Genomic DNA, 26,171 nt, shown 5'->3' on the forward strand with positions numbered 1-26,171 from the left:
CCAGGTGGCTGGTGTCCTGATGGCCTTCCAGTGCGCGTTCTGAGTCGTAGGTTCGCGGGCAGCCGCCGCCGGCGTCCTGGGCTCCGCGAGGACCCCGTTGGTGAATCCCGCGGCTGCTCCACTCAAGGGTGTCGTCACGTTGATGAGGGGAGCCTTCATCAACCTGGAGTTGTGCCGCGCCCGTAGTCCGAGACCTGGAACAGCACTGCCTCAGGTGCCGAGAGCACGGGGCAAGCACGTCGTCCACGCGCTTGCCCCGCCAAGCCGATGTCGTCGCCGAACTCCCCGAGGTGGCGGCGGCCGGTGCGCCGGGCCCACCGGCCGCCGCGGTGACCCCGATTCGAGGTGAGCGCGCCCGACGACCGACCGGCAATCGCAGCGCGCTGCCGATTCACTCCGGTGCGCCACATCCGCCGCAAAGGCCTGGGGTGAGGATTCCAAATGCCGGGGCAAACGAGACCGCGTCAATCCGGGAATGCGACTCAATTGCCTGTCTGCCGCACAGCATCTGAACCACTGATGTTTCGGTCTCACGTAAGCGGGTAACGCGACGAGCCAGCACCGCAGCGAGCCTTTCAACCAGAGTCCTAAGTCCCGAGAACGCATCCTTCGACATCCCCGAACACCCATCCTCCGCATGCCAGCTCGTATAGCTACACCTGCGGCCAAGTAGTCCGTTCGGTCCCTAACGTTACTCCTTGAAGTTTTCTCTTTTCCCACGATCTGAGGTACCGGACAAGACGTTTTCCACCTAATCTTCTTTCTCACGCCAGCAGCAGGAAGGAAGAACGAACGCGCTCGGACGACCGCCGCCTGGATGACGGCTCTGCCGTCGCGATGGGATTCACCCCACCACATCGGCGAGCTATCCGTGTACGCCACATGACCTTCTCGACGCATTTTTCGCGGAGGCTGGTCGCGCACGGCTGAATTCGTCAGGGCAAACCCCGGAAGACGTCCAGGGAGGGACGTGTCATGGCGACATCGCGCAAGAAGTGGATCTCCGCTGTCGTAGCACCACTGATGGTGACCGCGCTGTTCACCAGCCCGCCCGCAGCGGAAGCATCGGGGCACGAGAACAGACCAGGACACAGACACGGCCTCGTCAGAGGCGACGTGGCAAGACCCGAACCGCCCGCACCGCCGAAGTTGCGGGCGGTGAACGGACCGCTCAGGACGGCGTCGGCACCGGTGTCACAGCTGGCCGTGACCGACCGGGTGGCCCTGCGGCCCCTGGTGATCGCGCTCGACGCGGCGGACTTCGGCCTCTCGACCTGGAAGACCGTGCTCGATCGGATAGGCACACCGTACGACGTGCTCACGGCGCGCTCGGAACAGCTGACCGCCGGACGCCTCCTGCGTCCGGACGGCACCGGCCGCTACAGCGCGGTGCTGCTCACCGACAACGCGCTGCTCCAGCCCGACGGTTCCGGTGGCTACGTCAGCGCCTTCGACGTGACGGAGTGGCAGACGTTGTGGGACTACGAGCGAACCTTCCGGGTGCGCCAGGTGTCGCTCTACACGTCGTGGGGCACGTTCCCCGAGGACTACTGCCTGCGCCCCGGCATCGAGGGCGGGGTCGGCGGAAGCGGCCTGCAGGCGACGCTGACCGCTGCCGGGCGAGGTCTCTTCGACCGCCTGACCCCGAACGCGATCGTGCCCGTCACGTTCTCCTACGTGTACCGGTCCACGATGGCGCCCGGATGCGCGGCGCAGCCGACCCTGATGGCCGGCAACCACGTCCTGGGCGTGGTGAGCACCTCGGCCGACGGGCGCGAGCGGGCCGCGTTGACGTTCTCCTCCAACGAGTTCCTGCCGCAGACCGACATGCTGGGCTACGGCCTCGTGCGCTGGGCGACCCGCGGTGTGTTCGCCGGCGAGTTGCGGCACTGGATCAGCGCCGACGTCGACGACTGGTTCAACCGCACCGACCACCTCTACCCGGACGGTCACCTGGAGACCGATCCGGGATTCCGGCTGACCGGGTCCGACGCCGCCTCGGCCAACGCGCAGCAGAACACGCTGCGCTCCACCTACCCGGTCGCCGCGGGCTTCACCCTGAACGTGCCCTACAACGGTGGCGACCTCACTCCGTCCGCGCCGTCGCGGTGCTCCTCCACGGGTACCCCGGACCCGCTCACCAGCTACTCGAAGTGCCTCGCCTCCAACTTCCGGTGGGTCAACCACACCGTGACGCACCCGGAGATGAACTTCACCGACTACGCGACGAGCCAGCGCGAGATCGGGGACAACCTCGCCCTCGGGCGGCAGGCCGGGCTCACCGTGCCGACCGACGTGCTCAAGACCCCCGCCTACTCGGGGCTCGGCGTGTACAACCCGGATCCGAACGCCCCAGACACCGAACCACCGACAGACTTCGGGCTCGGGGCGTCCAACCCGGCCCTGCTCAACGCCGCCCGTGACGCCGGCGTCCGTTACCTGCAGGGCAACATGTCCTTCCCGAGCCACCGGCCGTCCTGCTTCAACTGCGGTGTCCGTCATCCCCTGCGGCCGGAGCTGCTGGTCGTGCCGGACTGGCCGACCAACATCGGCTACCAGGTGACCACACCGGCCGAGGAGGCGTTGCTCTACAACAGCCTCTACGGACCGAACGGCAGATTCCCCTACCACGACCACGACCTGAGCTATCCCGAACTGCTCGCCTACGAGTCCGAGGTGGGACTGCAGCACGTGATGACCGGCTCGGCCTACAGTCACACCCTGCACCAGGGCAACCTGCGCCAGTTCTCCCCTGGCCGCAGCCTGACGTTCGACTGGCTGCGCGCGATCGTCGACAGGTACAGCGCCCGGTTCGCGGTGCCGCTGCGCAACCCGGACTGGCCGGCCCTGGCGCGCTACGTCGAAGCGCGCACGAGCCACTTCGCGGAGATCCGGGGCAGTACCGACGCGGTGTGGGACCGCGCCACCAACAGCATCACCCGCACCAGTGCCACCACCGGCTCGCTGTTCCTGACCGGCGTCACCCACCCGTCGGGAACTGTCGACCGCTACGGCGCCGACACCATCACCCGTCTCCCGGTCACGGCGGGCACCACCGTCATCGCCACGGCGGTGCCCCGCCCATGAAAACCGCGCCTTCCAGAGCGGTCGGTCCGCTGCTGGCAGCCATCGCGCTGGTGATCACCACGATCACGGTGCTCAGCCCGCCCGGTCCCCAGCCGGTGGGCGGTGCGCCCGCTCAGGCAAGCCCTGTGCCGTATCCGCTGTCCGCCAAGCGGTTCGTGCCCGTGCGCGCGGCACGGCCGCCGGACGGCGCGGGCCGGCGCGGTGACGTGGTGGCGTTGCGGCAGCTTGTGATCGCGACGGGCCCTGACGACTTCGGTTTGGCCACCTGGAAATCGGCGCTGGACTCCATAGGCTCTCCCTACGACGTGCTGTACGCCGGTACCGAACCTCTGACGAGCGAGCGGTTGGTCAGGCAGGACGGCACAGGCCGGTACAACGGCGTTCTGCTCACGAGCAGCGCACTGCTGCGAGCCGGGCCGGGCGGCGGCTACACGAGTGTCTTCGACACAGGACAGTGGGCGGTCCTGTGGGAGTACGAACGCACGTACGGCGTCCGGCAGGTGTCGCTGAACACCCACCCGTCCACCACGCCGGAGGACTTCTGCCTGCGGCCTGGTGGAGAGGAAGCGGTCGGCGACGAGGGGGTCGGGATGGCGCTGTCCTCGGTGGGCAGCGCCGTCTTCGACCACCTCAAGCCGGACGCGCGCGTCCCGCTCGTGCGGTCCTACGTCTACTGGGCGAGGCTCGCGACCGGGTGTGCCGCCGAACCCGTGCTGACCGCGGGAGACGCCGTCGTCGGGGTGCGAAGCCGGTCACCGGACGGCAGGGAACGGCTCGCTCTCACGTTCTCGATGGGTCCCGACGACCTGCCCGCGTTGCTGCTCGGGCCTTCTCTCGTGCGGTGGGCGACGCGGGATGTGCTGCTCGGGGAGCAGCGGCACTGGTTCACCGTGGACGTCGACGACTGGTTCAACTCCACCGCCCGCAAACGCGTCGACGGCACCACCGACATGTTCCGGCTCAGCGGTGGCGACGCGAAGTCGGCGAGCATGCAACAACGCGATCTCCGCGCGCATCACCCGGTCGCCGCGGGGTTCACGCTCACGTTGCCCTTCAACGGAAGCAGACTGACACCGGACGCGCCCGCCTCCTGCACCGACGACTCCTCACCGGACTCGCTCAGCAGTTGCTCGCGTGAGCTGGTGCGGGAGTTCCGCTGGGTGAACCACACGGCGACCCATCCGCAGATGAACGACACCTCCTACGAGACCAGCCGAACCGAGATCGGCGAGAACCTCGGCATCGCGGCGGAGGCAGGGCTGCCCGTGCCCGCGAGCGTGCTCAAGACGCCCGAGTACTCGGGGCTCGGCGTGTACACACCGGATCCGCGGTCACTCGAACCTCCGACGGACTTCGGCCTCACCAGGTCGAACGGGGCGATGCTCGACGCGGCGCACGACCTCGGGGTGAAGTACCTGCAGGGCAACATGTCCTTCGCGGCTCATCGTCCGACGTGCGTCAACTGCGGCATCCTCCACCCGCTGCGACCGGAACTGCTGGTCGTACCGGACTGGCCGACCGCCATCGACTTCGAGGCCACCACGCCCGAGGAGCAGACCGCGCTCTACAACGCGCAGTACGGCCGCGACGGAAAGGCGTCCGACCACCGCGACCACGATCTGACCTACGAGCAGGCCGTCGACGCGGAAGCCGAGGTGGCGGTGCGGCACCTGATGAGCGGATCGGTGTACGCGCACACCCTGCACCAGGGCAATCTGCGCGCGTACACGCCGGGGCGCTCGCTCGCGTTCGACTGGATCACCGCCACCGTGGCGAAGTACGCGGCGCTGTACCAGGTGCCGTTGCTGAGCCCCGACTGGCTGATGCTGGCCCGGTACGTGGAGGCGAGGACAGCACACTTCGCCGCGCTGGGATCGGGACGCGACGCGGTGTGGGACCGGAGTTCCGGTGCGATCACCTATGTACCGGAGGCCGGCGGGACGCTCCTGCTCACCGGGGTGCGGCAACGGGAAGCGACCGAGGCCGACCAGGCGGGCGGCGACGAGAGCGACACGTACGGCGCGAGCACGGTGGCGCGCGTCGACCTGGCCGCCGGCCAGACCGCGGTCCTGATGGCGAGCCCCCGGCCATGACCGCCCAGGACCTGCGCGTCGCACTCGTCTCGGAGGGGTGCTACCCCTTTCACCCCGGCGGCGTGAGCCTGTGGTGCGACCAGCTGATCCGCGGCATGCCCCAGCACGCCTTCACCGCCGTCGCGCTGGCCGTGGACGGTGCCGAACGGCCGTGGTGGCCGTCCCCCGCCAACCTCACCGAGGTGGTGACGATGCCGTTGTGGGGCAGACGACCCCGGCGGGCGCGCCGCAGGCCCGCCGGGTTCGCCGAGGTGCACGAGGCCTTTCTGAGGTCCTTCATCCCTTATGCGGACGACAGTCCGGAGAAGCTGGCGCACGCGCTGCGCCGGATCTTCGGCCTCGCCCAGCACTCGGACGTCGGCGCGGCACTGATGTCCAACGATGCCGTGGCCCGGCTGATCCGCGCCGTGCACGACTGCGGAGAGGGACCGATCTCCCTGCAGGACGCCTTGAACGCGACCGACATGCTCGAACACTCGTTGCGGCCGTTGATGTTCCCGCCCGTCCGCGCCGACGTGTGCCATCTGGCGATGAACGGGCTGAGCGCGCTGGCGGGCATGGCGGCCAAGTGGGCTCACGGAACGCCGCTGCTGATGTCCGAGCACGGGGTCTACCTGCGTGAGCGCTATCTCGGTGCGGTGAGCGAGACCGTCGCGCTGCCCACCAAGGTCGTGCTGCTGAGCTTCCACCGCGCGCTCGCGGGGGCGGCCTACCGAACCTGCGACATGCTCACCCCGCACTCCGACTACAACCGGCGGTGGCAGCTGCACAGCGGAGCCGACCCCAGTCGCATGTGGACGATGTACAACGGCATCGACCCGGCGGACTTCCCGGTGGCTCGGGGAGAACCGGACGTGCCGACCATCGTGTTCGTCGGCAGGATCGACCCGCTCAAGGACCTGCACACGTTGATCAGGGCGTTCGGTGAGGTCCGGAGGGCACTGCCGGAGGCACGGCTGCGCGTGTTCGGCCCGGTGCCCGAGGCCAACAGGGACTACCACACGAGCTGCCTGCGGCTGACGGACCAGCTCGGCCTCACGGGCTCCGCCGTGTTCGAGGGACTGGTGCCCAGACAGGTCGACGCCTACCACGCGGGCCACTTGGTCGCGCTGACCAGCGTGTCGGAGGGGTTTCCGTTCACCGTGGTGGAGGCGATGTCGACCGGCCGTCCACCGGTCTGCACGGATGTCGGCGGTGTCAGCGAAGCCGTCGCCGACGCGGGGCTGGTGGTGCCACCACGTGATCACGAGGCAGTCGCACGGGCGTGCGTGCGGCTGCTCACCGACACCGGTCTTCGCCGGCGGATGGGCTTGCTCGCACGACAGCGGGTGGTCGAGCGCTTCACCGTCCAGCGGTGGAACGACAGCTACCGCACGAGATACGCGGAGCTCACCACGACGGAGACCGGGCGGTGATCCTCGACGAGCTGGTGACGCGGGTCGCCGGGCTGCTGCCGGACCCGGTCGACGGGCTGCAGGTGGCGGCGCTGCTGGAGAGCCAGGGCGTCACCGACCAGGTCGCGGTGGACCGCTACGCGCGGACCGACGTGTTCGCTCTCGCCCAGGAGGTGTTCGAACGACTGCCCCGCGCGGGTGCCACCGCCGGGCAGAACACGCCCGCCGGCACCTGGCTGCACGCCACGCGCGGACCGCTCTACCTGGCGCCGACGACCGTTTTCCCCGCCGTCGCCGCAGTGCTCGGTGGTCCCGCGGCGGTACGGGCGATGGTGGTCGCCACCGCCGTGACCTGGGTGTGGGGCGCGGGTGCGAGCGTCGTGGCGCATCAGCTGGTCGGCAGTGGCGCCGCGGCCACGGCGGTCAGGTCGCTGCGCCTGTTCGGTGTCGCCGGGGTGGTGATCGCGGTGTCCGTCACGAGCGCGGCGCTGGGGTGGTCGTCCGCGGCGTTCGTGCTCGCGCTGGCCGGCCTCCAGCTCGCGATCGGCGTGCTGTTGTTCCACGGCAGGGAGGTTCTGCTCTCGGGGGCGGTGCTGCCCGCCGGCGCGGGCGGGGTGCTGCACCTGGTTTCGGGAGCGACGGTGCCGGCGCTGGCGCTGGGTGGTGTGACGGTGCTGCTCGCCGTCGGGGCCGCTTGGCACTCCGGTCGCGATGCGCGCGACTTCGATGGCGTGCGCCTGCCGCCGGTGAGCACGCTGCTGCGTGCCGCACTGCCCAGCAGCGTGTACGCGGCATTGTGCGCAACCTTGCTGCTGTACGTGGACTCCCGGTACGTGCTCGGCGCACTCGACCTGGCCGTCGCGGCCGCCCCGCTGGTGCTCGGCATGGGCGTGGTCGAGTGGCGCGCTCACCGGTTCTTCGACACGGCGGCGGAAGAGCTGCGCCGGTGCCCGCTGCCGCGGGACTTCGGTGCGGTGATGTGGCGCGCTCTGCTGCGGGAGCTCGGCATCTGCCTGGTGGCACTGGGTTCCGCCGCACTCGTCCTGCTCGTGGCACTGCGCTGGTCGGGGGTGCTCACGTCACCCGGTGCCCTGCTGATCGACGGGCACGTCCTGCTCGGCGGTGCGTTCTTCCTGGGGTTCGTGCTCGTCCGGACCGGTGGCGCGGTGCTGGCGCCGCTGATCGTGTCCGGTGTCCTGGCCTTCACCTGGGTGGCCACCGGGCTCACCACAGATCCAGCGCCGATCTTCCTGCTCGGCTGCTCCGCTTTGTCAGTCTTCTTGCTCATGGCGCTCCGCGAGAGCGTCGGACAAGTTCGCCACTACCGATGAGGAAGTGATCTCCACATGCATGCGGTGATACTCGCCGGCGGCAGAGGAGTGCGACTGCGGCCGTACACCACGGCACTGCCCAAGCCTCTCGTCCCGATCGGCGAGGAGTACGCGATCCTCGACATCATCCTGCAGCAGCTCGGCATGCGGGGCTTCGACCGGGTCACGCTCGCGATCGGGCACCTCGGTTCACTGATCCGCGCCTTCGTCGGCGACGGGTCGCGGTGGAACATAGGGGTGGACTACGCGGAGGAGAAGACTCCGCTGTCCACCATCGGCCCGTTGCTCAACATCGTCGATCTGCTACCGGAGCAGTTCCTCGTGATGAACGGCGACGTGCTCACCGACCTCGACTACACGGCTCTTCTCGATCACCACATCGCGTGTGGTGCGCCGCTCACGGTGGCGACGTACCAGCGCAAGGTGAAGATCGACTTCGGCACTCTGTCCACTGAGGAGGGTTCCATCGTCGACTTCGTCGAGAAGCCAGAGCTCTCCTACGGCGTCAGCATGGGCGTGTACGCGATGGCTCGCAAGACGCTCACCCCCTACCAGCGCAACGTCCCCTTCGGGCTGGACGAGCTGGTGCTCGACCTGCTGTCGCGCGGGGACAAACCGGCGGCCTACGAGTTCGGCGGCTACTGGCTCGACATCGGCAGGCCCGACGACTACGACGACGCCAACCGGAACTTCGAACGGTTGCGGCCGATGTTGTTGCCCGGCAGCGCGCCCACGACGGCGGCGACGTCGTGAAGGTGGTCCTATTCGGCGCGTCGGGCTATCTCGGCCGTGCGGCGGACGAGGTGCTGCGCGCACGCGGGGCGCGGGTCGTCCGGGTCAGCAGGACCGCGCCGCGCGACAACGGCTGGGTACGCCACGACCTGATGCGGGACGGCACCGACGAACTCGTCTCACTGCTGGGATCGATCGTGCCCGACGCCGTGGTCAACTGCACGGGCCTGCTCGACGGGACGACGGCGGAACTCGTCGCCGCGAACGTCACACCCACGGCCGCGTTGCTCGACGCGATCCAGGTGGCCGCTCCGTCCGCGAGGCTCGTCGCGCTCGGGTCGGCGGCGGAGTACGGGCCTGTCCCGCATGGTTCCGCGGTCGCGGAGAACGCGGCCCCGAACCCGACGTCCTGCTATGGGATCACCAAGCTGGCGAGCACTCTGCTGGTGCGGGACGCGGTCGTCGCGGGACGACTGGACGGTGTGGTGCTGAGGGTCTTCAACCCGATCGGCGCGGACCTGCCGTACGGCACCGTGCTGGGTCGTGCGGCGGAGGCGATCCGGACCGCGCTGCGCAAGGGTGGCGACATCACACTCGGCCCGCTCGGCGCCTACCGCGACTTCGTCGACGTCGCGGACGTGGCGGGGGCGATCGCGGACGCCGCGTTCGCCCCCGCGCTGCCGGAGCCGGTGCTCAACGTCGGCAGCGGCCGGGCGGTGGCGGTGCGCGACGTCGTGGCGATGCTCGCGGAGGTGGCGGGTTTCCGGGGCGAGGTGCGGGAATCCGATCCGGTGCACTCCAGGTCGAGCGCGGTCACGTGGATCGCGGCGGACACCACGCGGGTGAGTCGCGCACTCGGCTGGTCGCCGCACCAGGACCTGACCACATCCGTCCAGGCGGTCTGGCAGAACGTCTAGCCTTCGTTGATGAGGGGAGCTTTCACAAGCCTGAGGCTTGTGAAAGCTCCCCTCATCAACTTTCAGGACTGGTGGTCTCGGTACCAGGTGAAGGTGCGGCGGAGGCCGTCGTCCAGGGACACCGAGAGGCTGTGTCCGGTGAGGGCGCGCAGCAACGTCAGGTCGGGGCAGCGGCGCGTGACCGATCCTGGAGGCGCGGCGGCACACTGGATGGTCGGGGAATGGCCTGCGATCTTGAGCACGAGCTCGGCCAGCTCACCGATGTTGGTCTGGGCGGTGTCGTCTCCGATGTGGACGATCCCGCCGATGGCCGCGTCGGTGCCCATCAGTCGCACCACCGCGTCGACCGCGTCGTCCACATGGCAGAACGCGCGGAACTGATCGGTGCCGTACACGAGGAACGGGTCCTCGCGGCGCAACGCCCGCAGACAGAGCTCAGGGATGACGTGGTCGGCGCCCATGCGCGGCCCGTAGACGTTGTGGAAGCGGCCGACGACAACGGGAACGTTCTTCGCCCGGCCGGCGTGCACGACCGCCGCCTCCCCCAGCATCTTGCTGATGCCGTAGGCGAACCGGGGCGCGGCGACGTCCTCCACGACCAGCGGTACGGTCTCCGGGGTCGGCACCGGCACGAGCCCGGCGGACACCCCGCCCGCATACGTCTCGCTGGTGGACGCGAAGAACAGCCGCCGTCCCGGAGTGATCCAGTCCAGTGTGTTCAGCACGACGAGCGTGTTGATCCGGATGACCCGCGACGGATCGCGTTCGACGTTGCGCACCCCCACCACCGCCGCGAGCAGGTACACGTGGTCGCAGTCGCCGGGCAGGGACTCGAACGCCGCCGGGTCGGTGAGATCGGCCGAGATCACCGACACGTCCAGCGCGGTGAGCTCGGGATCATCGCGGCCGCGCGAGAAGTCGTCCACGACGGTCACCTCGTGCCCGTCCTCGAGAAGTCGTCTGCTGAGGTGCAGTCCGATGAATCCGGCACCACCGAGCACGAGGCACTTCACCGCGCCACCTCCGGCTCGTAGCCGAGACCCGCGTAACGGACGCCGTGCCCGGTCACCCTGCTCTCCTCCAGCACGCGCCACGAGTCGTAGACGAGCCGCACGCCCGACCCCGGCAACAGCCGGTCGACGTCGAGCTGCCGGTACTCCGGGTGGTCGGTGATGATCAGCACGGCATCCGCGCTCGCGAACCCGGCCGCGAGGTCGACCGGGGTGCCGCCGTAGCGCCGGATCACCTCACCGTCGACGAGCGGGTCGTGTCCCAGCACCTCGATGCCCGCCCTCGTGAAGCCCGGCATCATCGAGGCGATCGGTGTGCCGCGCATGTCGTCGGTCGGCGGCCAGCCCTTGTACGCCCAGCCGAGCACCAGCAGCCGTCTTCCCCGTGGTTCCCCGATCAGGTCGATCACGCGGTCCGCGACGTGCACGGGCAGGTCCTCGTTGACCTCGCGAGCCGCCTTGATCAGCGGCGGCACGTGGCCGGCCTGTTCGGCAGCTGACAGCAGCAGGTACGGGTCCTTCGACAGGCACCCGCCGCCGACGTATCCCGGCTTGGCGATGTCGGGGCGCGGGTAGTCCACGTTGGTCGCCCTGATCACCTCGAGCGGGTCGAGCCCGAGCCGTTCGGTCAGCCTGGCCACCTCGTTGCCGAACGAGTAGATCACGTCGGTGTGGCAGTTGTTGACCAGCTTGACCAGTTCGGCGGTCTCGAGCCCGGACACCGGCACGAGCTGGGAGGCGAGCCCGCCGAACAGCGCGAGCCCGCGCCGCAGGCTCTCGTCGTCGAGACCACCGACCACCTGCGGCAGCTCGACCAGTTCGCGCAACGCCTGGCCCTGGATCGTGCGCTCCGGTGCCATCGCCAGCCGTGCCGAGCCCCACGCGTCGACCAGCCGGGGCAGCACGACCGCCCGCGTCGCGCCGACAGGAACGGTGCTGCGCACGACGACCAGGGTCTCCGGGGTGCACTTCTTGGCGATGTGCTCGGCCGCGGCGGCCAGGTTGAGCAGGTACGGCTCTCGCCCGGAGATCCCGACCGGGGTGGAGACGCAGATGATCGCCGCGTCCACGCCGGAGTCCGGCAGTTCGTGCGAGAGGAAGATGCGCTTGCCCACCCACTCCTGGAACACGTCCTCGACACCGGGTTCGAAGACGTGCGGCCGTCCCTTCGACAGCGTGTCGAGCAGTGCGGCCTGGGTGTCCACGCCGTGCACCTCGTACCCGCGGCGGGCCATCGCCGCCGCCAGTGTGAGACCCACGTACCCCATTCCGATGATGCCCACCTGACGGAATTGCGGTTCTTCCCCTGTCACGACCGACTCCTCACTCGCGCCGTCACGGACATGGTGCGGCAATGGTGTCGAGCGCCCGCACCGTCACATATCCTTCGAATCCTTCTTCCCGATAACGCCGACACGCCTCCGCCACGTTCTCCGGACGGGTCGCGTAGTCAACCGCCAACACGGTCTTTCCGGCGTCCCTCAGCTTCCTCGTCGCCGCCAGGTTCGCGGCGCAGAAGTCCGCATCGCACCGCTCGTCGGTCGCGCGGAAGAAGAGCTCCTCCATACCGATGCCGTCAATCGCGTCGAGATACCCCGGATACTCGCGCAGCTCAGGCGAGTTCTGCGGATAGACGACGAAAGACGGTTTCGACCGCTTGACGTGCGCACTGATCCGCACGATCAGGTCCGCCATCCGGGCGGCGAGGCCGGTGCGGTCGAAACCGGGCACGAGAGCGAGATCGATCTCCTCGTACGCGAGCGGGGTGTCGAGGTAGACACCGTCGAAGCCCGCCGCGAGCGCCCGGTCCAGCCGAGGCCGCACGGCGAGGTCCCACCAGCGCGGTTCCCAGTAGCGGACGAAGTGTTCGCCGGGCCAACTCGGCCACTCGTTGAGCAGCAGGCGGGCACCGTCCGCGCGCACGGCGTCGAAGTCGGGCCGGAACGACTCGATCGAGCCGATCTCGAAATAGGCGAGCATCCTCTTCCCGGACGCCTTGAGGCGACCGATCTCGTCCGCCCGGAAATAGGACGCCCCCGCGTCACGGGCAAGATCCACGACAGCGGTCCGGAACGGTGTCGCGGCAAGCGCGTCGAGCCGTCCGTCACGATACCCCTGCAACTGGTACACAAACCCGCTCGACGTCACTCTCCGGGATTCACTCGAACAGCCGACCGAAACGAGTGGCACCATCAGGGCCACCACGACGAGTAATGCTCGGAAACTGCGGACCGACACCCGTCGACACTACCGACCGGGATCAAACAATCAATGCGCCGGGCGGACGATCTCCTAGGCCCACAGGAGAGGTGACAACCCGTGAGGAATATTTTCGGGACTTATGACCTAAGCCGATCGGGGTCAGGAGAAAGTCGCACGACTGCTCACACGCGCATTCCTCGGCGCATCGGTTCTCCGGGCCGGGGCGGCGTGGCCGCGGCAGGTCAGGAGGAGGTCCGGTCCGCACGAGACTCCGCGGTCGGCTGGGAGGGCACGGCCGGCACCGGCGTTCGAGCCCGCGCGCACCTGGCTGTCGTGACCTCCCTGGCGAACCCGGACAGCTCGCCCGCCGCCCGCGCCCGCGGTGTCACCTGCCTCAGGTGATCAAGGGCACGGGCGAGCAGCAGTTCCGCCTGCTGTTCACACCACCGCCGCCCGCCGGCCCGCTCGACCAGCGCCGCCAGTTCGCCGGGTTCCGCTTCGACCGCGTAGACGTCGATGCCCGCGTTCATGGCCGCGACGACCGGGAGGGTGCGGCGGCGGTGTGCCATGTCGTCGTAGAGCGGACGGCCGCTGACAGCGGCGCCGCCCCAGATGGCCAGCACGTCGTCGACGTGCTTGCGCGCGAGGCCGACGTCGTCGCCGAATCTTCCGAGGTGGTCCGCCTGGCTCCTGCTCGCCCCCGCGGCCAGGGCGCCCAGTTCGCACGCCGCCGCCGTCAGCGCGCTGTGCTTGGCCGCCGCGACTCCCAGGTGCTCGGCCATGTCCACGTCGTCGCGTTCGTCCATCTCGATCTCCTGGACGTAACCGTCCACAACAGACAGCAAAGCGACGTTGAGGACCGTCACCTCGCGCCGGGTGAGCGCGGCGAAGGCCAGCGACAACAACGCGTCGGCCGCCGAGACAGCCCTGTCGTCGCCGAACTGCACCCAGGCGCTCGGCTGACGACTCCGGCTGACCGCGCGGGTCATGAGGTCGGCGTGCAACTGGTCGTGCAGGTGCGCGAGTTCCAGTGCGGCGGCCACCCTCACGGCCTCGTCCCCGTCACCGATCGTCCTGGCGGAGAGCAGCACGAGCGCGGCCGTCGAGAAGTCCTGCCGGGCGAGGCCGAACCCGACCACCTCGCGCGTTTCGTCCGGAAGTTCCGCCAGCGCGCCCCGCAGCAACGGCCCGATCGCGGCGCGGGTGCGCTCCAGCACGTCCTGCGGTGGCGCGGCCACGTCGATGCTCGTCATGCGCTTTCCTCTCGAACCCCGGGAAAACGACGCTAAACCCGCTGATCGGACAAACGGGCCCGATAGCCACTGACGTGTTGAACAGAGGCACGATCCGGCGAGCCGGACTACGTTGATGTTGACGGGTTGTCGTCACCGTCACCCGACCGTGATCGTCTTTTCCTGAGGGGCTGACCATGCGCTACACCAAGCTCGCCGGCATGGACGTGTCCGAGATCTGTCTCGGCATGATGAGCTACGGAGATCCGAAGCGGGGCAGCCACCCGTGGTCGCTGCCAGAAGAGGACTCCCGGCCGTTCATCAAGGCCGCGCTCGACGCGGGCATCAACTTCTTCGACACCGCGAACGTGTACTCGGCCGGTTCGTCGGAGGAGATCACCGGCGCCGCGCTGCGCGACTTCGCCCGGCGCGAGGAGATCGTGCTCGCCACCAAGGTGCACAACCGGATGCACGAGGGCCCCAACGGTTTCGGCCAGTCGCGGAAGTCGATCCTCGCCGAGATCGACAACTCGTTGCGCAGGCTCGGCACGGACTACGTGGACCTCTACCAGATCCACCGCTTCGACGGCACCGTCCCTCTCGAAGAGACGCTGGAAGCGCTGCACGACGTCGTGAAGTCCGGCAAGGCGCGCTACATCGGTGCGTCGTCCATGTACGCGTGGCAGTTCGCCAAGGCGTTGTTCACGCAACGGCAGAACGGCTGGACGCGGTTCGTGTCGATGCAGAACCACTACAACCTCCTCTACCGCGAGGAGGAGCGCGAGATGCTGCCGTTCTGCGCGGACCAGGGCATCGCCGTGATCCCGTGGAGCCCGCTGGCCCGCGGCCGTCTGGTCCGCGACTGGGACGCGACGACCGCGCGCACCGAGACCGACGAGTTCGGGTCCACCCTGTACCTGGAGTCGGACCGCGCGATCGTCGACCAGGTCGCCGCCATCGCCGCCGCTCGCGGGGTGTCGCGGGCGCAGGTCGCGCTGGCCTGGCTGCGGCGCAATCCCGTTGTCACGGCACCGATCGTCGGCATCACCAAGCTCGCGCAGCTCGACGACGCCGTGGCGGCGCTGGACTTCGAGCTGACCGACGCCGAGGTGGAGCAGTTGGAGTCGGGCTACCAGCCGCACCGCATCGCTGGCCACTCCTGACTCCGCGAACGCGGATATACACTCCCGCTCGTGCCGAACTTGCGGATCAGTGAGGCCGCCGCGCTGCTCGGTGTCAGTGACGACACCCTGCGCCGGTGGATAGATCAGGGACGCCTCGCGTCCGTCGTGCTCGACAACGGGCGCAAGGGCGTCAGCGGCACGGAGCTCGCCGCCTTCGCCCAGAAGATGACCGACGTGGCCGAGCCCGGCGCGACCGTGGCGGCCTCGGCGCGCAACCGCATGAAGGGCATCGTCACGCGGGTCGTCAAGGACGGCGTGATGGCCCAGGTCGACATGCAGGCCGGGCCCTTCCGCGTCACGTCTCTGATGAGCCGTGAGTCAGCGGACGAGCTCGGCCTGGAGGTCGGCAGCGTCGCGGTGGCCTCGATCAAGTCGACGCACGTGGTCGTCGAGATCCCCGAGGCCTGAGTTCTAGACGAAAGCGCTCTGCCCGGTGATCGCCTTGCCGACGATCAGCGTGTTCATCTCGCGGGTGCCCTCGAAGGAGTAGATCGCCTCGGCGTCGGCGAAGAAGCGGGCCACGTCGTAGCCGAGCACGATGCCGTTGCCGCCGAAGATCTCCCGCGACCAGGCGACGACCTCGCGCATCCGGGAGGTGACGAACGCCTTCGCGAGCGACGAGTGCTCGTCCTGGAAGATGCCCGCGTCCTGCAGCTTCGCGAGCTGCACGAGCATGCCCCACGACGCGGTGATGTTGCCGAGCGACTGCACCAGCTTGTCCTGCACCATCTGGAAACGCGCGATCGGGCGGCCGAACTGCTCGCGTTCCAACGAGTAGGCGAGGGCGGCCTCGTAGGCGCCGATCATGACGCCGAGCGCCTGCCAGGCGACGCCGCCGCGGGTGGCGCGCAGGATCTCCGCGACGTCGCGGAACGAGTTGATGTTCTGCAACCTGTTGGATTCCGGCACGCGGACGTCGGTCAGGGTGATCTCGGCGTTCTCGACGATCCGGAACGCGATCTTGCCCTCGATCTTCTCGGCCACGAAGCCGGGCGTGCCCTTCTCCACGACGAACCCCTTGACCTGGTTGTCGTCGAGGTCGCGGGCCCACACGATCACGTAGTCGGCGAACGTGGCGTTGCCGATCCACTTCTTGGCGCCGTTGAGGATCCACGTGTCGCCGTCGCGCTTCGCGGTGGTGCGCATGCCGCCCGCCACGTCGGAGCCGCCGAGCGGTTCCGTCATCGCGAACGCGCCGATCTTGTCCATCGCGGCCATGGCGGGCAGCCAGCGGTCGCACTGCTCCTGCGAACCGCCCGCGTAGATCGAGTACATCGCGAGTCCGTTGTGGACGCCGAAGAACGTGGCGACCGACGCGTCGGTGCGGGTCATCTCCATCGCCAGCATGCCGGTGAGCAGGTTGCTGACGGCGGCGGAGTGCTCGCCGTAGCCCTCGTACGACAACGCGGTGAGGCCGGCGCCGCGGAACTTGCCGATCAGCTCGTGCGGGAACTCGCCCTTGGCCCAGTACTCGTTGACCAGCGGCTTGATCTCGGTGGTCATGAACTCGCGGGCGCCGAGCAGGATCTTGCGCTCCTCGTCGCTCAGCAGCGCCTCGTAGTTGTAGAAGTCGGCGGTCAGCTGGTCTTCCAGGCGGTTCATCAGTTCTCCTCCAATGCCGTGAGCACGGCGAGCTGCTTGCGGTCGCGCGTCTCGGCGAGCGCCGAGTACGTGGAGGAGCCGTAAGCGTCTTCGACGGCCTTGATCAGCCGTTCTGGATCTTGTGACGGGGTGCCCAGCTCCAAACCCTGCATGGACTTCCCGATGTGCGTGGCGAGGTGCCGGTAGCCGCCGGGGCCGCCACCGAGGTGGGCGCCGAGGAACGGGCCGACGGTCGCCCAGCGCAGGCCGAGCGAGTTCGTGACGACGGCGTCCAAATCTTCCGGCGTGACGACGCCCTGTTCGACCAGGTAGGCGGCCTCCCGGGAGAGCGCGGCCTGCAGGCGGTTGCCGACGAAACCGGGGATCTCCTTGCGCTCGACGACCGGGGTGCGGCCGAGCGAGCGGTAGAACTCGACGGCCTTCTCCACGGACTCCTCGCTCGTCTGCTCCCCCGGCACGACCTCGACCAGCGGGATCACGTGCGGCGGGTTGAACGGGTGTCCGATCAGGACGCGCGAGCCGTCGATGCCCTCGGTGAACGCGCTGGACGGGATCGCGGACGACGAGCTGAGCAGCAGCGCGTGCTCCGGGGCCTCCCTGACGAGTTCGGCGAACAGGGTCTTCTTGAACTCGAGGTTCTCCGGCCCGTTCTCCTGCACGAAGTCCGCATCTCGCACGGCTTCCGCGACGGTCGAGGCGATCTGCACGCCGTCCGGGACGACGTCCGCCAGATCCGGGCGCGGGTCCGTGATCCGCACGGTCAGGCCGTGCTCCACGAACAGGCGGGCCCACGAAAGACCGATGACACCGGCCCCGACAACTGCGACGGTGCTCATGACTCCTCCAAGTAGTTGTGAACCGGCTTGGCGGGAGCGAGCGTCAGGTCGGTGATGACGTGGCTGGCGGACACGACCTCCAGCACCGGGAGGTCGGCGAGCGGCGCGAGGACGTGCTGGAACAGCTGCAGGCGCGCCGGGCCGGTGTACGCGGCCTTGACCACGACGTCGGTGATCTCCGTGCGCACGAGCTCCTGGACCCGCGGCGTTCCGTCATAGTCAGGGATGGTCTTCAGCATGAACGTTGGAACCGTGATCTCCGCCTCAGCCGTGCGGCGGTCCAGTTCGAACTGCTTGTAGCCCATGGTCGCGGTCGCCACCCGCAGCGTTCCGTAGTCCAGGGTGCCGACCAGCGCGCCGTTGTCGGCGTAGAGGTTCGGCGACCCCATGACCTTCGGGTAGGCGCTGACCTCGCGGCCGGACGCGGTGGCGGCGAAGCTGTCGAGGTACATGGCGTGCAGGTACTCGCCGCGTTCGCCGTCGAAGACGACCGGGATCGCCTGGCCCGCCTCGGTGTACGGGCCGTAGCCGGTGACGTCGTTCATCTTCATGACCTCGAACCGGACGAGCGGCTCGTCGATCTCCAGCAGCGCGGGGACGACGGCCCGCAGCGCCTCCGGATCGGTGCGGTAGACGATGTTCAGGTACTCGCGGTCGAAGAACCGGGGCTGCACGGCCGGAAAGGCCGGTGCGCTCAACGGTGTGATTCCCAGCATTTCAGCGTCCTGTCCACTGTGGAGTGCGGCGCTCGGCGAACGCGGTCATGCCTTCGCGGACGTCGGCCGTGGTCATCAGCTTCGCGCTCTCGGTGCGTTGTGCGGCCCAGGGGTCCTGGGAGCGCACGACGTTCTTGACGGCGGCGAGCGCCAGCGGGGCGTTCAGGGCGATCTGCTCGGCCAGCTGGAGTGCGATCGCGGCGGCCTCGCCGTTCGGCACGACCCTGTTGGCGATGCCGAGCGTGCCGGCCCGGACGCCGTCGATCGACTCACCGGTCAGCAGGATCTCCATGGCCAGGTGGTGCGGGATTCGTTGCGGCAGGCGGACGACTCCCCCGGCGGCGGCGATCAGACCCCGCTTCACCTCGGGCAGTCCGAACTTCGCGTCCTGCGCGGCGACGATCAGGTCGCACGCGAGTGCCAGCTCGAACCCGCCGCCCAGCGCGAAGCCCTCGACCGCGGCGATCAGCGGCTTGGTGAGCTCGGCCTCGGTGAGACCGCCGAGGCCGCGATCGCCGACCACCGGCGACTCGCCCTTCAGCGCGGCCTTGAGGTCCATGCCCGCGCTGAACGAGCCACCCGCTCCGGTGAGCACGCCCACGCGCAGTTCCGGCGTGGCCTCGAGTTCGTCCAGCGCGGCGGAGAGTTGCGTCGCGACAGCCGCGTTCACGGCGTTGCGGGCCTCCGGCCGGTCGATCGTGATGAGCAGCGCCGAGCCGACGCGTTCGGTGCGAACCTCAGTCATGACAGCACTCCGTTCTCGAGTTCGGCGAGCACTTCCGCGGTGTCCTGCCCCGGCAGCGGGGCGAGCCGGCGAACGGTGGCGGGGGTGGCGGAGAAACGGACGGGGATGCCGATCGACCGGATCTCACCCTCGCTCGGGTGCCGGACGACGTCGAGGAGGTGACCGTCGCGGACGTAGGGGTCCTCGTGCGCCTTGTCGAGCTCCAGCACCGGCCCGAACGGGATGCTGTGCTTCGCGCACACCTCGGCCCAGTCCTCGGTGGACAGTGCGGGCGCGCACTCGTCGACCAGGCCCATCAGGTCGTCGCTGTCGCCGGGATCGATCCGCTCACCGGCGACGCGCGGGTCCTCGACCAGGTCGGGACGTTCCGCCGCGGCGAAGAAGTCGCGGAAGTTCTGCGGGTTGTACGGGACGACGCAGGCGAGGCCGTCCTTGGTGTGCACGGCGTGGTGGCCCTTGGCCATCGACAGGGTGAAGCCCGTCGGCCCCTCCTCCGGCACGAACGCGTGGCCCGCGAGGTGCTCGACCAGGTTGAACGCGATCATCGTGTCCGCCATGGGGATCTCGACCCGCTGGCCCTCCCCGGTCGAGTTCCGGTGCACCAGCGCGGCGAGCACGCTGTAGGCGATGGTCAGCGACGACACCTTGTCGCCGATGATCGTCGGCAGGTAGACGGGCCGCCCGATCGCGCGGTTCGCGATGTCGACCAGGCCGGACGCACCCTGGATCGTCTCGTCGTAGGCCGCGACGCCGGCGCGGTCGGAGTCGCCGCGGAAGCCCTGGGCGTGGGCGTAGATCAGGCCGGGATTGCGCTCGGCGACGTCGGCGTAGTTCAGGCCGAGCCTGCTCAGCGCGCCGGGACGCATGTTGGTGATCAGCACGTCGGCCGTGTCGATCAGGTTGAGGGCGGTCTCGCGGTCGTTCTCGTCCTTGAGGTCGAGGGCGACGCTGCGCTTGTTCCGGTTGACGTTGAGGCTCAACGGGGTCATGCCCGGCGTGGTGCGGTAGCGGCCGTTGCGGACGGTGTCCACAGGCGACTCGATCTTGATCACGTCGGCGCCGAGGTCTCCGAGGATCTGGGCCGCGTACGGGCCCATGACCACGGTCGAGAGGTCGATCACCCGCACGCCGTCCAGCGGACCGGCGGTGATGTCCTTCATCGTTCGTCCTTTCGCACCTGTTCGTTCTTGCACCACCGAAGTTAGTGACGAACCGCGAGAAAGGGAACGATCATGTCGCGAACAATGGTATGACCACAGCGGTCACGCCATTGTTCATTTGATTATCGGCTCCGCGAACACTTCTTTCGCGACCGCGACGAGCTCCTCGATGTCGCCGCCATCGCCTCGGTCGCGCCGCCACAGCAGTCCGGTGTCGAGCTGCGCGCGGAAGTCCTCGAACGGCAGGACAGCCATGTTCTCCAGGCGATATCCCCGCATCGAGCTGTCTTCGTCGAGCATCGAGACCGAGAACCCGAGTCCACCGGACACGATCTCCGAGGTGCCCTGGTAGCCGGTGTTACTCAGCTGGATGCGCTTTTTGATGCCCAGTTCGTGCAGTTGCCGGTCGAGCTGCTCGAAATACGCGGGCATGATTTCCTCCGGCGACTTCGCGTACGCCAGATCGGCGAGATCGGCCAGTTTGACCGATTCACGGCCTTCGAACCGGTCGGCGGGCACCACCGCGCCGAGACGTTCCGACATCACGTGCAGGGTGTCGAGCGAGGCCTCCTGCACAGGTAGCCGTGCCAGCGTGAGCGCGAGTCTGCCGTCCTTCACCGCCGCGACGAGGTCCGTGGTCGTTCCCGGCCACCGCTTGACCTCGAACCGCCCGTCGACCCGCTCCGCGAGGAGCGTCAGCCGTTCCCGCAGCGCCGGGTGGAGCCCGGCGGGCACGCCGACGAACACCGTCGACCTGGTGGGCTGCGTGGCCTGGTCGAGGCGCCATCTGATCGACCCGACGCGGTCGAGCACGTCCCGTGCGATCGGCAGCAGGGCCGCGCCCGCGTCCGTCAGCGCCACGTGGTGGGTGCTGCGGTCGAACAGCTGACGGCCCAGCTCGTGTTCGAGGTCCTTGACGCGCTGGCTCAGCGGCGACGCGGCCATGTGCAGCTTCCGCGCGGCCGCCGAGAAGTTCAGTTCCTCGGCGACCGCCACGAAGTACCTGAGGTGCAGCAGTTCCACGTGATCCAGACTAGGCCGTTCGGGGCATCCTGCCGATCACCGTGACGCGCGGCCTCCGGCTACCGACCTCCGTCGCCGCTGCCCCCTACGGTGCGCGGCGTGTCCATCGAGCAACCCGCCGCCTTCCGCCCGCGCACGATCACCGAGGTCCTCCGTCCCGCGACGGCCGACGAGGTCGTGGAGATCGTCCGTTCCGGCAGGCGAGGACTGCACCCGATCAGCACCGGCTACAACTGGGGCCTGGGTTCGGGTCTGCCGGTGGGCGACGGTGCCACGGTCCTGGACCTGTCGGGACTGGATCGCGTTCGCGCACTCGACCTCGAACGCGGCTACGCCGTGGTGGAGCCGGGCGTGACGCAGGGCGCGCTCGTGGAGTTGTTGCGGGGCACGCCGAGGATCTTCAACCTGACCACGTCCTCGTTGCGCACCAGCATCATCGGCAACTCGCTGGAGCGCGGCGTCGGTGTGCACCGCGCCCGCGCGGAGGACCTGGTCGGGCTCGAAGTGGTGCTCGCCGACGGCCGGCGCGAGCACGTCGGCTGGTGGCCGGGCACGTCAGCCGTGCCGCGGCCGCACGGTCTCGGGCCGACGCTCACCCACCTGTTCACGCAGTCGTCGTTCGCGGTCGTCACGGCCGCCGTCGTCCGCCTGCTGCCGAGGCCGGAGGAGGTGCGGGTGCTGCCCTTCACGTTCGCCGAGGACGACCTCGCCGACGCGGTGGACGCGCTGCGGTCGTGGACGGAGCAGCGGCTGGTCCCGCCGACCACCAAGGTCTACAACCCGGTCGCGGCGCGGATGGACGGCTACCTCGCGCACGTCTGCCTCAGCGGCGCGGGCGAGGTGGTCGAGGCGCTCAGCTCGGTTCTTCTCGGTGTGGCAAGGCATTCGCCCCTGGTCGCGGGGACGTCGGTGGTGGACGAGGTGGTCCGCGCGACGTACGCGGGTGATCCCGATCCGGCCGACACGTGGTTCCAGCGCAGGACGGCGGGCTGTCCGGCCGACCGGATCGACGCCGAGCTCGGGTTGCTGATGTTCCTGCCGATCCTGCCGTTCTCCGGCGAGACCGTGGCCCTCGCCGAGAAACTGATCCGCGACTGCTGCGCGTCGACGCCTGCCGTCACGATGAACGTCCTCGACAGCGACGCCGTCGACCACGTCATCGCCATCGGCTTCCCGGCGGATGATCCTTCGGCCGTCGCCGAGGCACGGGCAACGCTCGACCGGTTGCACCAAACGTTTGCGGCACAGGGTTTTCCGGCGTATCGGCGGGACGTCGACCGGCCGGGGGCGGCGACGGCGTTGCAGGCCAGGATCGGGCAGGCGCTCGATCCGGACGGCGTGTTCGCGCCCAGCAGGTACTCGGCCTAGCTCAGCCCCGCCAGCTTCCGCGTCGCTTCCGTTTCCCCCCAGCGGAATCCGATGCGGCGTGACAGCTCCACGGCCTCGGTGTAGGAAGCGCGCGCCTGCTCGGCCCGTCCCGCCAGCTCGTGCACGGTGCCGCGGTCGAGCAGCACTCCCGCCTCGATCTGCCTGTCCCCCACCGACCGCGCGAGCCGCAACGCCTCGTCCGCCAGTTCCAGCGCCTGGTCCAGGGATCCGAGCTGGCGGTGGGCGTCGGCCATGTTCGCCAGCGCGTGCAGTTCGCCGGGCCTGTCGCCGCAGGCGCGCAGCGTCGTCAGCGTCTCCTCGTAACACACCAGCGCGGCCGGGAGATCGCCCAGCGCCGCGTGCACGAGACCCAGGTTGGTGCGCACGTAGGCCGCGCCCTGCGAGTCGTCCAGCTCCTCGCGCAACGTCAGCGAGGCCTCCAGCGAGGTCAGCGCGGCGGGCAGGTCGCGGCGGCGCCAGTGCGCGATGCCGAGGTTGTTGAGCGTCACGGCTTCGAGCTGGCGGTCGTGCAGGTCGCGGGCCAGTGCCAGCGCCGCCGTCCAGTGCTGCTGGGCCTCGGCGAACTTGAAGCCGCGCTCGCAGGCGGCGCCGAGTTCCTTCAACGCCAGCGCTTCCGCGCGGACGTCGCCCAGTGAGCGGGCCGCCTCCAGGGCGAGCGTGTTCAACGCGGCCCAGTCCGCCACCTCCGAGCGGCGGCGGAAGTACCAGGACAGACCGGCGGCGAACGCGATCGCGTCGGCCGGCGAGGCCTGGTGTGCGGCCGCGATCAGGTTGTCGCGCTCCTCGGCGAGCCAGAGGTCCGTCGGGGTGTCCGCCAGCGCTTCCAGGTAGTGCTTGTGCAGGCGTTCCAGCGCCAGCGACCGTTCCTCGGACGACTCCGAGCCGCGGCAGCGTTCGCGGGCGAAGAGGCGCAGCAGGTCGTGCAGCGCGAACCGGCCGGGCACCGGTTCGTCGACCAGGTGCGCGTCGGCCAGTTCGGCGAGCAGGTCCTCCACGTCCGGCACGTCGGTCAGCGCCCGTGCCGCCGCGACCGCGAAGTCCGGGCCGTCCAGCAGCCCGAGCAGCCGGAAGACCCTGGCCACCGCGGTCGATCCGAGCTCGGCGTAGCTGACCGCGAACGCCGAGCGCACCGCGACGTCGCCGAGCCGGAGCTCGTCGAGGCGGCGCGTCTCGTCCGCGAGCCTGGTGGCGAGCAGCGGTGCGGTCCACTGTGGACGGGCGGCGAGGCGGGCTCCGGCGATGCGCAGCGCCAGCGGCAGTCCGCCGCACCAGCGCACGAGCTCCGTCGCGTCCTCGACCCTGCCGGCGACGCCTTCCAGCAGCCGGAACGCGTCTTCCAGTGGCAGCGCGCCGAGTTTGACGTACGAGGCGCCGGTCAGCGAGGTGAGCGGGCGGCGGGACGTGATCAGCACGGCCGAGCCGGGACCGGTCGGCAGCAGGCGCTTGACCTGGCCCGCGGTGGCGACGTTGTCCAGCACCACGAGCAGCCTGCGCGACGCGGTGAGCGAGCGGTAGCGCAGGGCCTCCTCGTCGCCGGGCCGTTCGCCGAGCGCCCGCAGGAACTGGCTCAGAATCCGGTCGGAGGCGCCGTCGGAGAGATCGGCGTAGAGCTGGCCGTCCGGGAACCTCCCCGCGATCTCGTGGGCCGCGCGCACGGCGAGCGCCGACTTGCCGATGCCCGCCTGCCCGGTGAGCACGCACACCGCGACCCGGTCCTGCCGGAGCTGAGCCTTGATCAGGTTCAGCTCGCGACCGCGGCCGGAGAAGGTGACCACGTCCGGTGGCAGTTGCCGGATCGCCGCCGCGCCAACGGGTTTCGCGCGCAGGATCTCGGCCTGCAGGCGCCGCAGCGACTCCCCCGGCTCGACGCCGAGCTCGTCCATCAGCACCCGGCGGCACTCCTGGTAGGCGGCCAGCGCCTCGGCCGGACGCCCAGCGCGATGCAGCGCGACCATCTGCTGTTCGCGCAGGCGTTCGTTCAACGGGTGCTCGCGCACCCACTCGTTCAGGTCGGCGACGATCTCGACGTGCCGGCCGAGGTCGAGCTCCGCCTCGGCGCACTCGACCCGCGCGGCCAGCCGCAGCTCCTCCAGCTGGGCGACGACCCCGCGCAACAGTCCGGACGCGGCGAGATCCGCGAGGGCGGGCCCGCGCCACAACGCGAGCGCCTCCCGGTAGCTCCGCGGCGTGCGTTCCCGGCGGGCGGCGTCGAGCAGTTCGGTGAACCGGGTGAGGTCGAGCTCGGCGGGGTCGATCGACATCAGGTAGCCGGGCGCCCGCGAGAGCAGCCTCGATCCGACGATCTTGCGCAGCTGGTAGACGTAGACCTGGAGGTTCTTCAACGCCGTCTTGGGCGGCGCGTCGTCCCACAGCACGCTGATCAGCCGGTCGACCGACAGCACCCGGCCGGGCTGGGCGAGGAGCAGCGCGAGCACCGCGCGTTGCTTGGGCGGCCCAAGGCTCACCCGCGCGCCGTCGTCGGCGTAACACTCGACCGGCCCGAGCACCCGGAACTCCACAACTCCCGATCGTAACCACCAACCGCATACCGGACGCATGCCACGAGCCAGGACGTTCGACCCATGACGAAAACCTCACTGGCACTGGTGGTGGCACTGGGCACGCTGGCCGCCGCCGTGTCCCCCGCCCAGGCCGTCGAGCCCTACTCCTCCAGCCCGTCCCAGTCGCACGCCGTCCGCTCGGCCGACGGCTACGACGTGATCGTCGGCGGCGTGAAGAGAGCCGCTGTGGCTGTCAGCGACCCCGCCTACACGGTCCGGTCGACCTCTTCCGCCGACGGCGCTCTGGCCGCCGTGATCTCCGACTTCGACGGCACCAGCGGCAGCGTTCTGAACACGGTCGACCGCTACGGCAAGTCTCGTTTCGTGGCGCGCGGGGCGATCACCTCGGCCGTGTTCCACGGTTCGACGCTGGCCTACGCGAACGGCGAGAACGTCGTGGTCGACGGCGTCTCCGTCGGCAAGCTCAAGGGCCGCGCGCCCCAGTTGCTCGGCTTCACCTCCGACGGCACCGGATTGCTGGCCGTGGAGCACCCGAACGTCGCCGACGACAGCACGTACGTGGGCTCGCTGGTGCGGTTCGACCTGAAGTCGGGCGCCGCGAAGCCGTTGCTCACGTCGGACTCCTCGTCGCTGTACCGCGACTTCAAGCTCGTCGACGTCAAGGGCGAGCGGCACGTCAGCTTCATCAAGCACAACGAGGTCTACCGCTGCGGCGGCGCCGACCCCCAGTGGCTGGGCCTGGCGTCGGAGAACGGCGAGGTCCGATCGCTGGTCGGCGAGACCCGGCATCACTACCGCAGCGCGGTGTGGAGCACCGACGGCGCGCGCGTGGCGTACGAGGTCATGGGTTGCGTGTCCGACAAGACGCGCGGCCCCGACCAGTTCGCCGGGTTCAACGGCGGGGTCTGCTGCACGAGTAGGTGACAGTGGTAGTCACGCAGCCTGACTGGCTGGCGTGGCCATGATTACCTCGTATTCGATAGGGGTCAACCTGCC

At 69.4% G+C, this 26,171-nt stretch carries 21 protein-coding genes; 10 read left to right on the forward strand and 11 right to left on the reverse strand.

Features of this window, described 5'->3' with window-relative positions:
- Nucleotides 1-975 precede the first annotated feature (975 nt).
- From ACIRG5_RS05975 to ACIRG5_RS06000, 6 genes are read left to right on the forward strand one after another with little or no spacing between them, the layout of a single operon-like run.
- Nucleotides 976-3,087 (forward strand): hypothetical protein, encoded by a 2,112-nt coding sequence (locus ACIRG5_RS05975; protein ID WP_402900755.1) that lies wholly within the window; start codon nt 976-978, stop codon nt 3,085-3,087.
- Entirely contained in the window at nt 3,084-5,180 is a 2,097-nt protein-coding gene (locus ACIRG5_RS05980) for a hypothetical protein (RefSeq protein ID WP_402900758.1), read from the forward strand. Before ACIRG5_RS05975 ends, ACIRG5_RS05980 begins: the two co-directional genes overlap by 4 nt.
- On the forward strand, nt 5,177-6,595 hold the full coding sequence (pelF, locus tag ACIRG5_RS05985) for a GT4 family glycosyltransferase PelF (protein WP_402900761.1): 1,419 nt from the start codon (nt 5,177-5,179) through the stop codon (nt 6,593-6,595). Before ACIRG5_RS05980 ends, pelF begins: the two co-directional genes overlap by 4 nt.
- Entirely contained in the window at nt 6,592-7,905 is a 1,314-nt protein-coding gene (locus ACIRG5_RS05990; protein ID WP_402900764.1) for a hypothetical protein, read from the forward strand. The genes pelF and ACIRG5_RS05990 overlap by 4 nt, the downstream gene beginning before the upstream one ends.
- A 15-nt stretch (nt 7,906-7,920) precedes the next feature.
- Complete coding sequence (locus ACIRG5_RS05995; protein WP_402900767.1) at nt 7,921-8,658, forward strand: NDP-sugar synthase; 738 nt, start codon at nt 7,921-7,923, stop codon at nt 8,656-8,658.
- A complete protein-coding gene (locus ACIRG5_RS06000; RefSeq protein ID WP_402900770.1) occupies nt 8,655-9,554 on the forward strand; it encodes an NAD-dependent epimerase/dehydratase family protein in 900 nt (299 codons plus the stop codon). The genes ACIRG5_RS05995 and ACIRG5_RS06000 overlap by 4 nt, the downstream gene beginning before the upstream one ends.
- A gap of 62 nt (nt 9,555-9,616) precedes the next feature.
- Here ACIRG5_RS06000 and ACIRG5_RS06005 read toward each other — a convergent pair whose 3' ends face one another.
- The 4 genes from ACIRG5_RS06005 to ACIRG5_RS06020 form a co-directional block, all read right to left on the reverse strand.
- On the reverse strand, nt 9,617-10,567 hold the full coding sequence (locus tag ACIRG5_RS06005; RefSeq protein WP_402900773.1) for an NAD-dependent epimerase/dehydratase family protein: 951 nt from the start codon (nt 10,565-10,567) through the stop codon (nt 9,617-9,619).
- Nucleotides 10,564-11,877 (reverse strand): nucleotide sugar dehydrogenase, encoded by a 1,314-nt coding sequence (locus tag ACIRG5_RS06010; RefSeq protein ID WP_402900776.1) that lies wholly within the window; start codon nt 11,875-11,877, stop codon nt 10,564-10,566. The genes ACIRG5_RS06005 and ACIRG5_RS06010 overlap by 4 nt, the downstream gene beginning before the upstream one ends.
- 22 nt (nt 11,878-11,899) lie before the next feature.
- On the reverse strand, nt 11,900-12,694 hold the full coding sequence (locus ACIRG5_RS06015) for an endo alpha-1,4 polygalactosaminidase (protein WP_402900779.1): 795 nt from the start codon (nt 12,692-12,694) through the stop codon (nt 11,900-11,902).
- Nucleotides 12,695-13,008: 314 nt separating this feature from the next.
- A complete protein-coding gene (locus ACIRG5_RS06020; RefSeq protein ID WP_402900782.1) occupies nt 13,009-14,019 on the reverse strand; it encodes a polyprenyl synthetase family protein in 1,011 nt (336 codons plus the stop codon).
- Nucleotides 14,020-14,195: 176 nt separating this feature from the next.
- Here ACIRG5_RS06020 and ACIRG5_RS06025 point away from each other — a divergent pair, with 176 nt between their 5' ends.
- Together ACIRG5_RS06025 and ACIRG5_RS06030 are read left to right on the forward strand one after the other, a co-directional pair.
- Complete coding sequence (locus ACIRG5_RS06025) at nt 14,196-15,161, forward strand: aldo/keto reductase (RefSeq protein WP_402900784.1); 966 nt, start codon at nt 14,196-14,198, stop codon at nt 15,159-15,161.
- Between the two features lie 30 nt (nt 15,162-15,191).
- On the forward strand, nt 15,192-15,590 hold the full coding sequence (locus tag ACIRG5_RS06030; protein WP_030479020.1) for a molybdopterin-binding protein: 399 nt from the start codon (nt 15,192-15,194) through the stop codon (nt 15,588-15,590).
- 3 nt (nt 15,591-15,593) lie between these two features.
- Here ACIRG5_RS06030 and ACIRG5_RS06035 read toward each other — a convergent pair whose 3' ends face one another.
- The 6 genes from ACIRG5_RS06035 to ACIRG5_RS06060 all read right to left on the reverse strand — a co-directional run bounded on the left by ACIRG5_RS06035 (nt 15,594) and on the right by ACIRG5_RS06060 (nt 21,264).
- Nucleotides 15,594-16,784, reverse strand: coding sequence for an acyl-CoA dehydrogenase family protein (locus tag ACIRG5_RS06035; RefSeq protein WP_402900788.1), 1,191 nt, complete (start codon nt 16,782-16,784; stop codon nt 15,594-15,596).
- Nucleotides 16,784-17,620 (reverse strand): 3-hydroxyacyl-CoA dehydrogenase NAD-binding domain-containing protein, encoded by an 837-nt coding sequence (locus tag ACIRG5_RS06040; protein ID WP_402900791.1) that lies wholly within the window; start codon nt 17,618-17,620, stop codon nt 16,784-16,786. Before ACIRG5_RS06040 ends, ACIRG5_RS06035 begins: the two co-directional genes overlap by 1 nt.
- Entirely contained in the window at nt 17,617-18,336 is a 720-nt protein-coding gene (locus ACIRG5_RS06045) for an acetoacetate decarboxylase (RefSeq protein ID WP_402900794.1), read from the reverse strand. The genes ACIRG5_RS06040 and ACIRG5_RS06045 overlap by 4 nt, the downstream gene beginning before the upstream one ends.
- 1 nt (nt 18,337) lies before the next feature.
- A complete protein-coding gene (locus ACIRG5_RS06050; protein ID WP_402900796.1) occupies nt 18,338-19,081 on the reverse strand; it encodes a crotonase/enoyl-CoA hydratase family protein in 744 nt (247 codons plus the stop codon).
- Nucleotides 19,078-20,241 carry a CaiB/BaiF CoA transferase family protein gene (locus ACIRG5_RS06055; RefSeq protein WP_402900799.1) on the reverse strand — a complete coding sequence of 388 codons (1,164 nt, stop codon included), beginning with the start codon at nt 20,239-20,241 and terminating at the stop codon, nt 19,078-19,080. The genes ACIRG5_RS06050 and ACIRG5_RS06055 overlap by 4 nt, the downstream gene beginning before the upstream one ends.
- A gap of 114 nt (nt 20,242-20,355) precedes the next feature.
- Nucleotides 20,356-21,264 (reverse strand): LysR family transcriptional regulator, encoded by a 909-nt coding sequence (locus tag ACIRG5_RS06060; RefSeq protein ID WP_402900801.1) that lies wholly within the window; start codon nt 21,262-21,264, stop codon nt 20,356-20,358.
- Nucleotides 21,265-21,363: 99 nt separating this feature from the next.
- Between ACIRG5_RS06060 and ACIRG5_RS06065 the strand changes: the two genes are divergently transcribed.
- On the forward strand, nt 21,364-22,632 hold the full coding sequence (locus tag ACIRG5_RS06065) for an FAD-binding oxidoreductase (RefSeq protein ID WP_402900804.1): 1,269 nt from the start codon (nt 21,364-21,366) through the stop codon (nt 22,630-22,632).
- On the opposite strand, the gene ACIRG5_RS06070 is transcribed toward ACIRG5_RS06065, so the two are convergent.
- Entirely contained in the window at nt 22,629-25,172 is a 2,544-nt protein-coding gene (locus ACIRG5_RS06070) for a BTAD domain-containing putative transcriptional regulator (protein WP_402900806.1), read from the reverse strand. The two genes, ACIRG5_RS06065 and ACIRG5_RS06070, sit on opposite strands and share 4 nt — an antisense overlap.
- A gap of 63 nt (nt 25,173-25,235) precedes the next feature.
- Here ACIRG5_RS06070 and ACIRG5_RS06075 point away from each other — a divergent pair, with 63 nt between their 5' ends.
- On the forward strand, nt 25,236-26,099 hold the full coding sequence (locus tag ACIRG5_RS06075; protein ID WP_402900809.1) for a hypothetical protein: 864 nt from the start codon (nt 25,236-25,238) through the stop codon (nt 26,097-26,099).
- Nucleotides 26,100-26,171 lie beyond the last annotated feature (72 nt).

Source organism: Lentzea sp. NPDC102401 (assembly GCF_044765805.1).
GTDB lineage: Bacteria > Actinomycetota > Actinomycetes > Mycobacteriales > Pseudonocardiaceae > Lentzea > Lentzea sokolovensis.

What these genes read in the sequence shown, in the direction of transcription:
- ACIRG5_RS06045 (WP_402900794.1), bottom strand. Translation starts at nt 18,336, where the DNA reads ATGCTGGGAATCACACCGTTGAGCGCACCGGCCTTTCCGGCCGTGCAG.
- ACIRG5_RS05975 (WP_402900755.1), top strand. Translation starts at nt 976, where the DNA reads ATGGCGACATCGCGCAAGAAGTGGATCTCCGCTGTCGTAGCACCACTG.
- ACIRG5_RS05980 (WP_402900758.1), top strand. Translation starts at nt 3,084, where the DNA reads ATGAAAACCGCGCCTTCCAGAGCGGTCGGTCCGCTGCTGGCAGCCATC.
- ACIRG5_RS06055 (WP_402900799.1), bottom strand. Translation starts at nt 20,241, where the DNA reads ATGAAGGACATCACCGCCGGTCCGCTGGACGGCGTGCGGGTGATCGAC.
- ACIRG5_RS06075 (WP_402900809.1), top strand. Translation starts at nt 25,236, where the DNA reads ATGACGAAAACCTCACTGGCACTGGTGGTGGCACTGGGCACGCTGGCC.
- pelF (WP_402900761.1), top strand. Translation starts at nt 5,177, where the DNA reads ATGACCGCCCAGGACCTGCGCGTCGCACTCGTCTCGGAGGGGTGCTAC.
- ACIRG5_RS05995 (WP_402900767.1), top strand. Translation starts at nt 7,921, where the DNA reads ATGCATGCGGTGATACTCGCCGGCGGCAGAGGAGTGCGACTGCGGCCG.
- ACIRG5_RS06040 (WP_402900791.1), bottom strand. Translation starts at nt 17,620, where the DNA reads ATGAGCACCGTCGCAGTTGTCGGGGCCGGTGTCATCGGTCTTTCGTGG.
- ACIRG5_RS06050 (WP_402900796.1), bottom strand. Translation starts at nt 19,081, where the DNA reads ATGACTGAGGTTCGCACCGAACGCGTCGGCTCGGCGCTGCTCATCACG.
- ACIRG5_RS06025 (WP_402900784.1), top strand. Translation starts at nt 14,196, where the DNA reads ATGCGCTACACCAAGCTCGCCGGCATGGACGTGTCCGAGATCTGTCTC.
- ACIRG5_RS06035 (WP_402900788.1), bottom strand. Translation starts at nt 16,784, where the DNA reads ATGAACCGCCTGGAAGACCAGCTGACCGCCGACTTCTACAACTACGAG.
- ACIRG5_RS06020 (WP_402900782.1), bottom strand. Translation starts at nt 14,019, where the DNA reads ATGACGAGCATCGACGTGGCCGCGCCACCGCAGGACGTGCTGGAGCGC.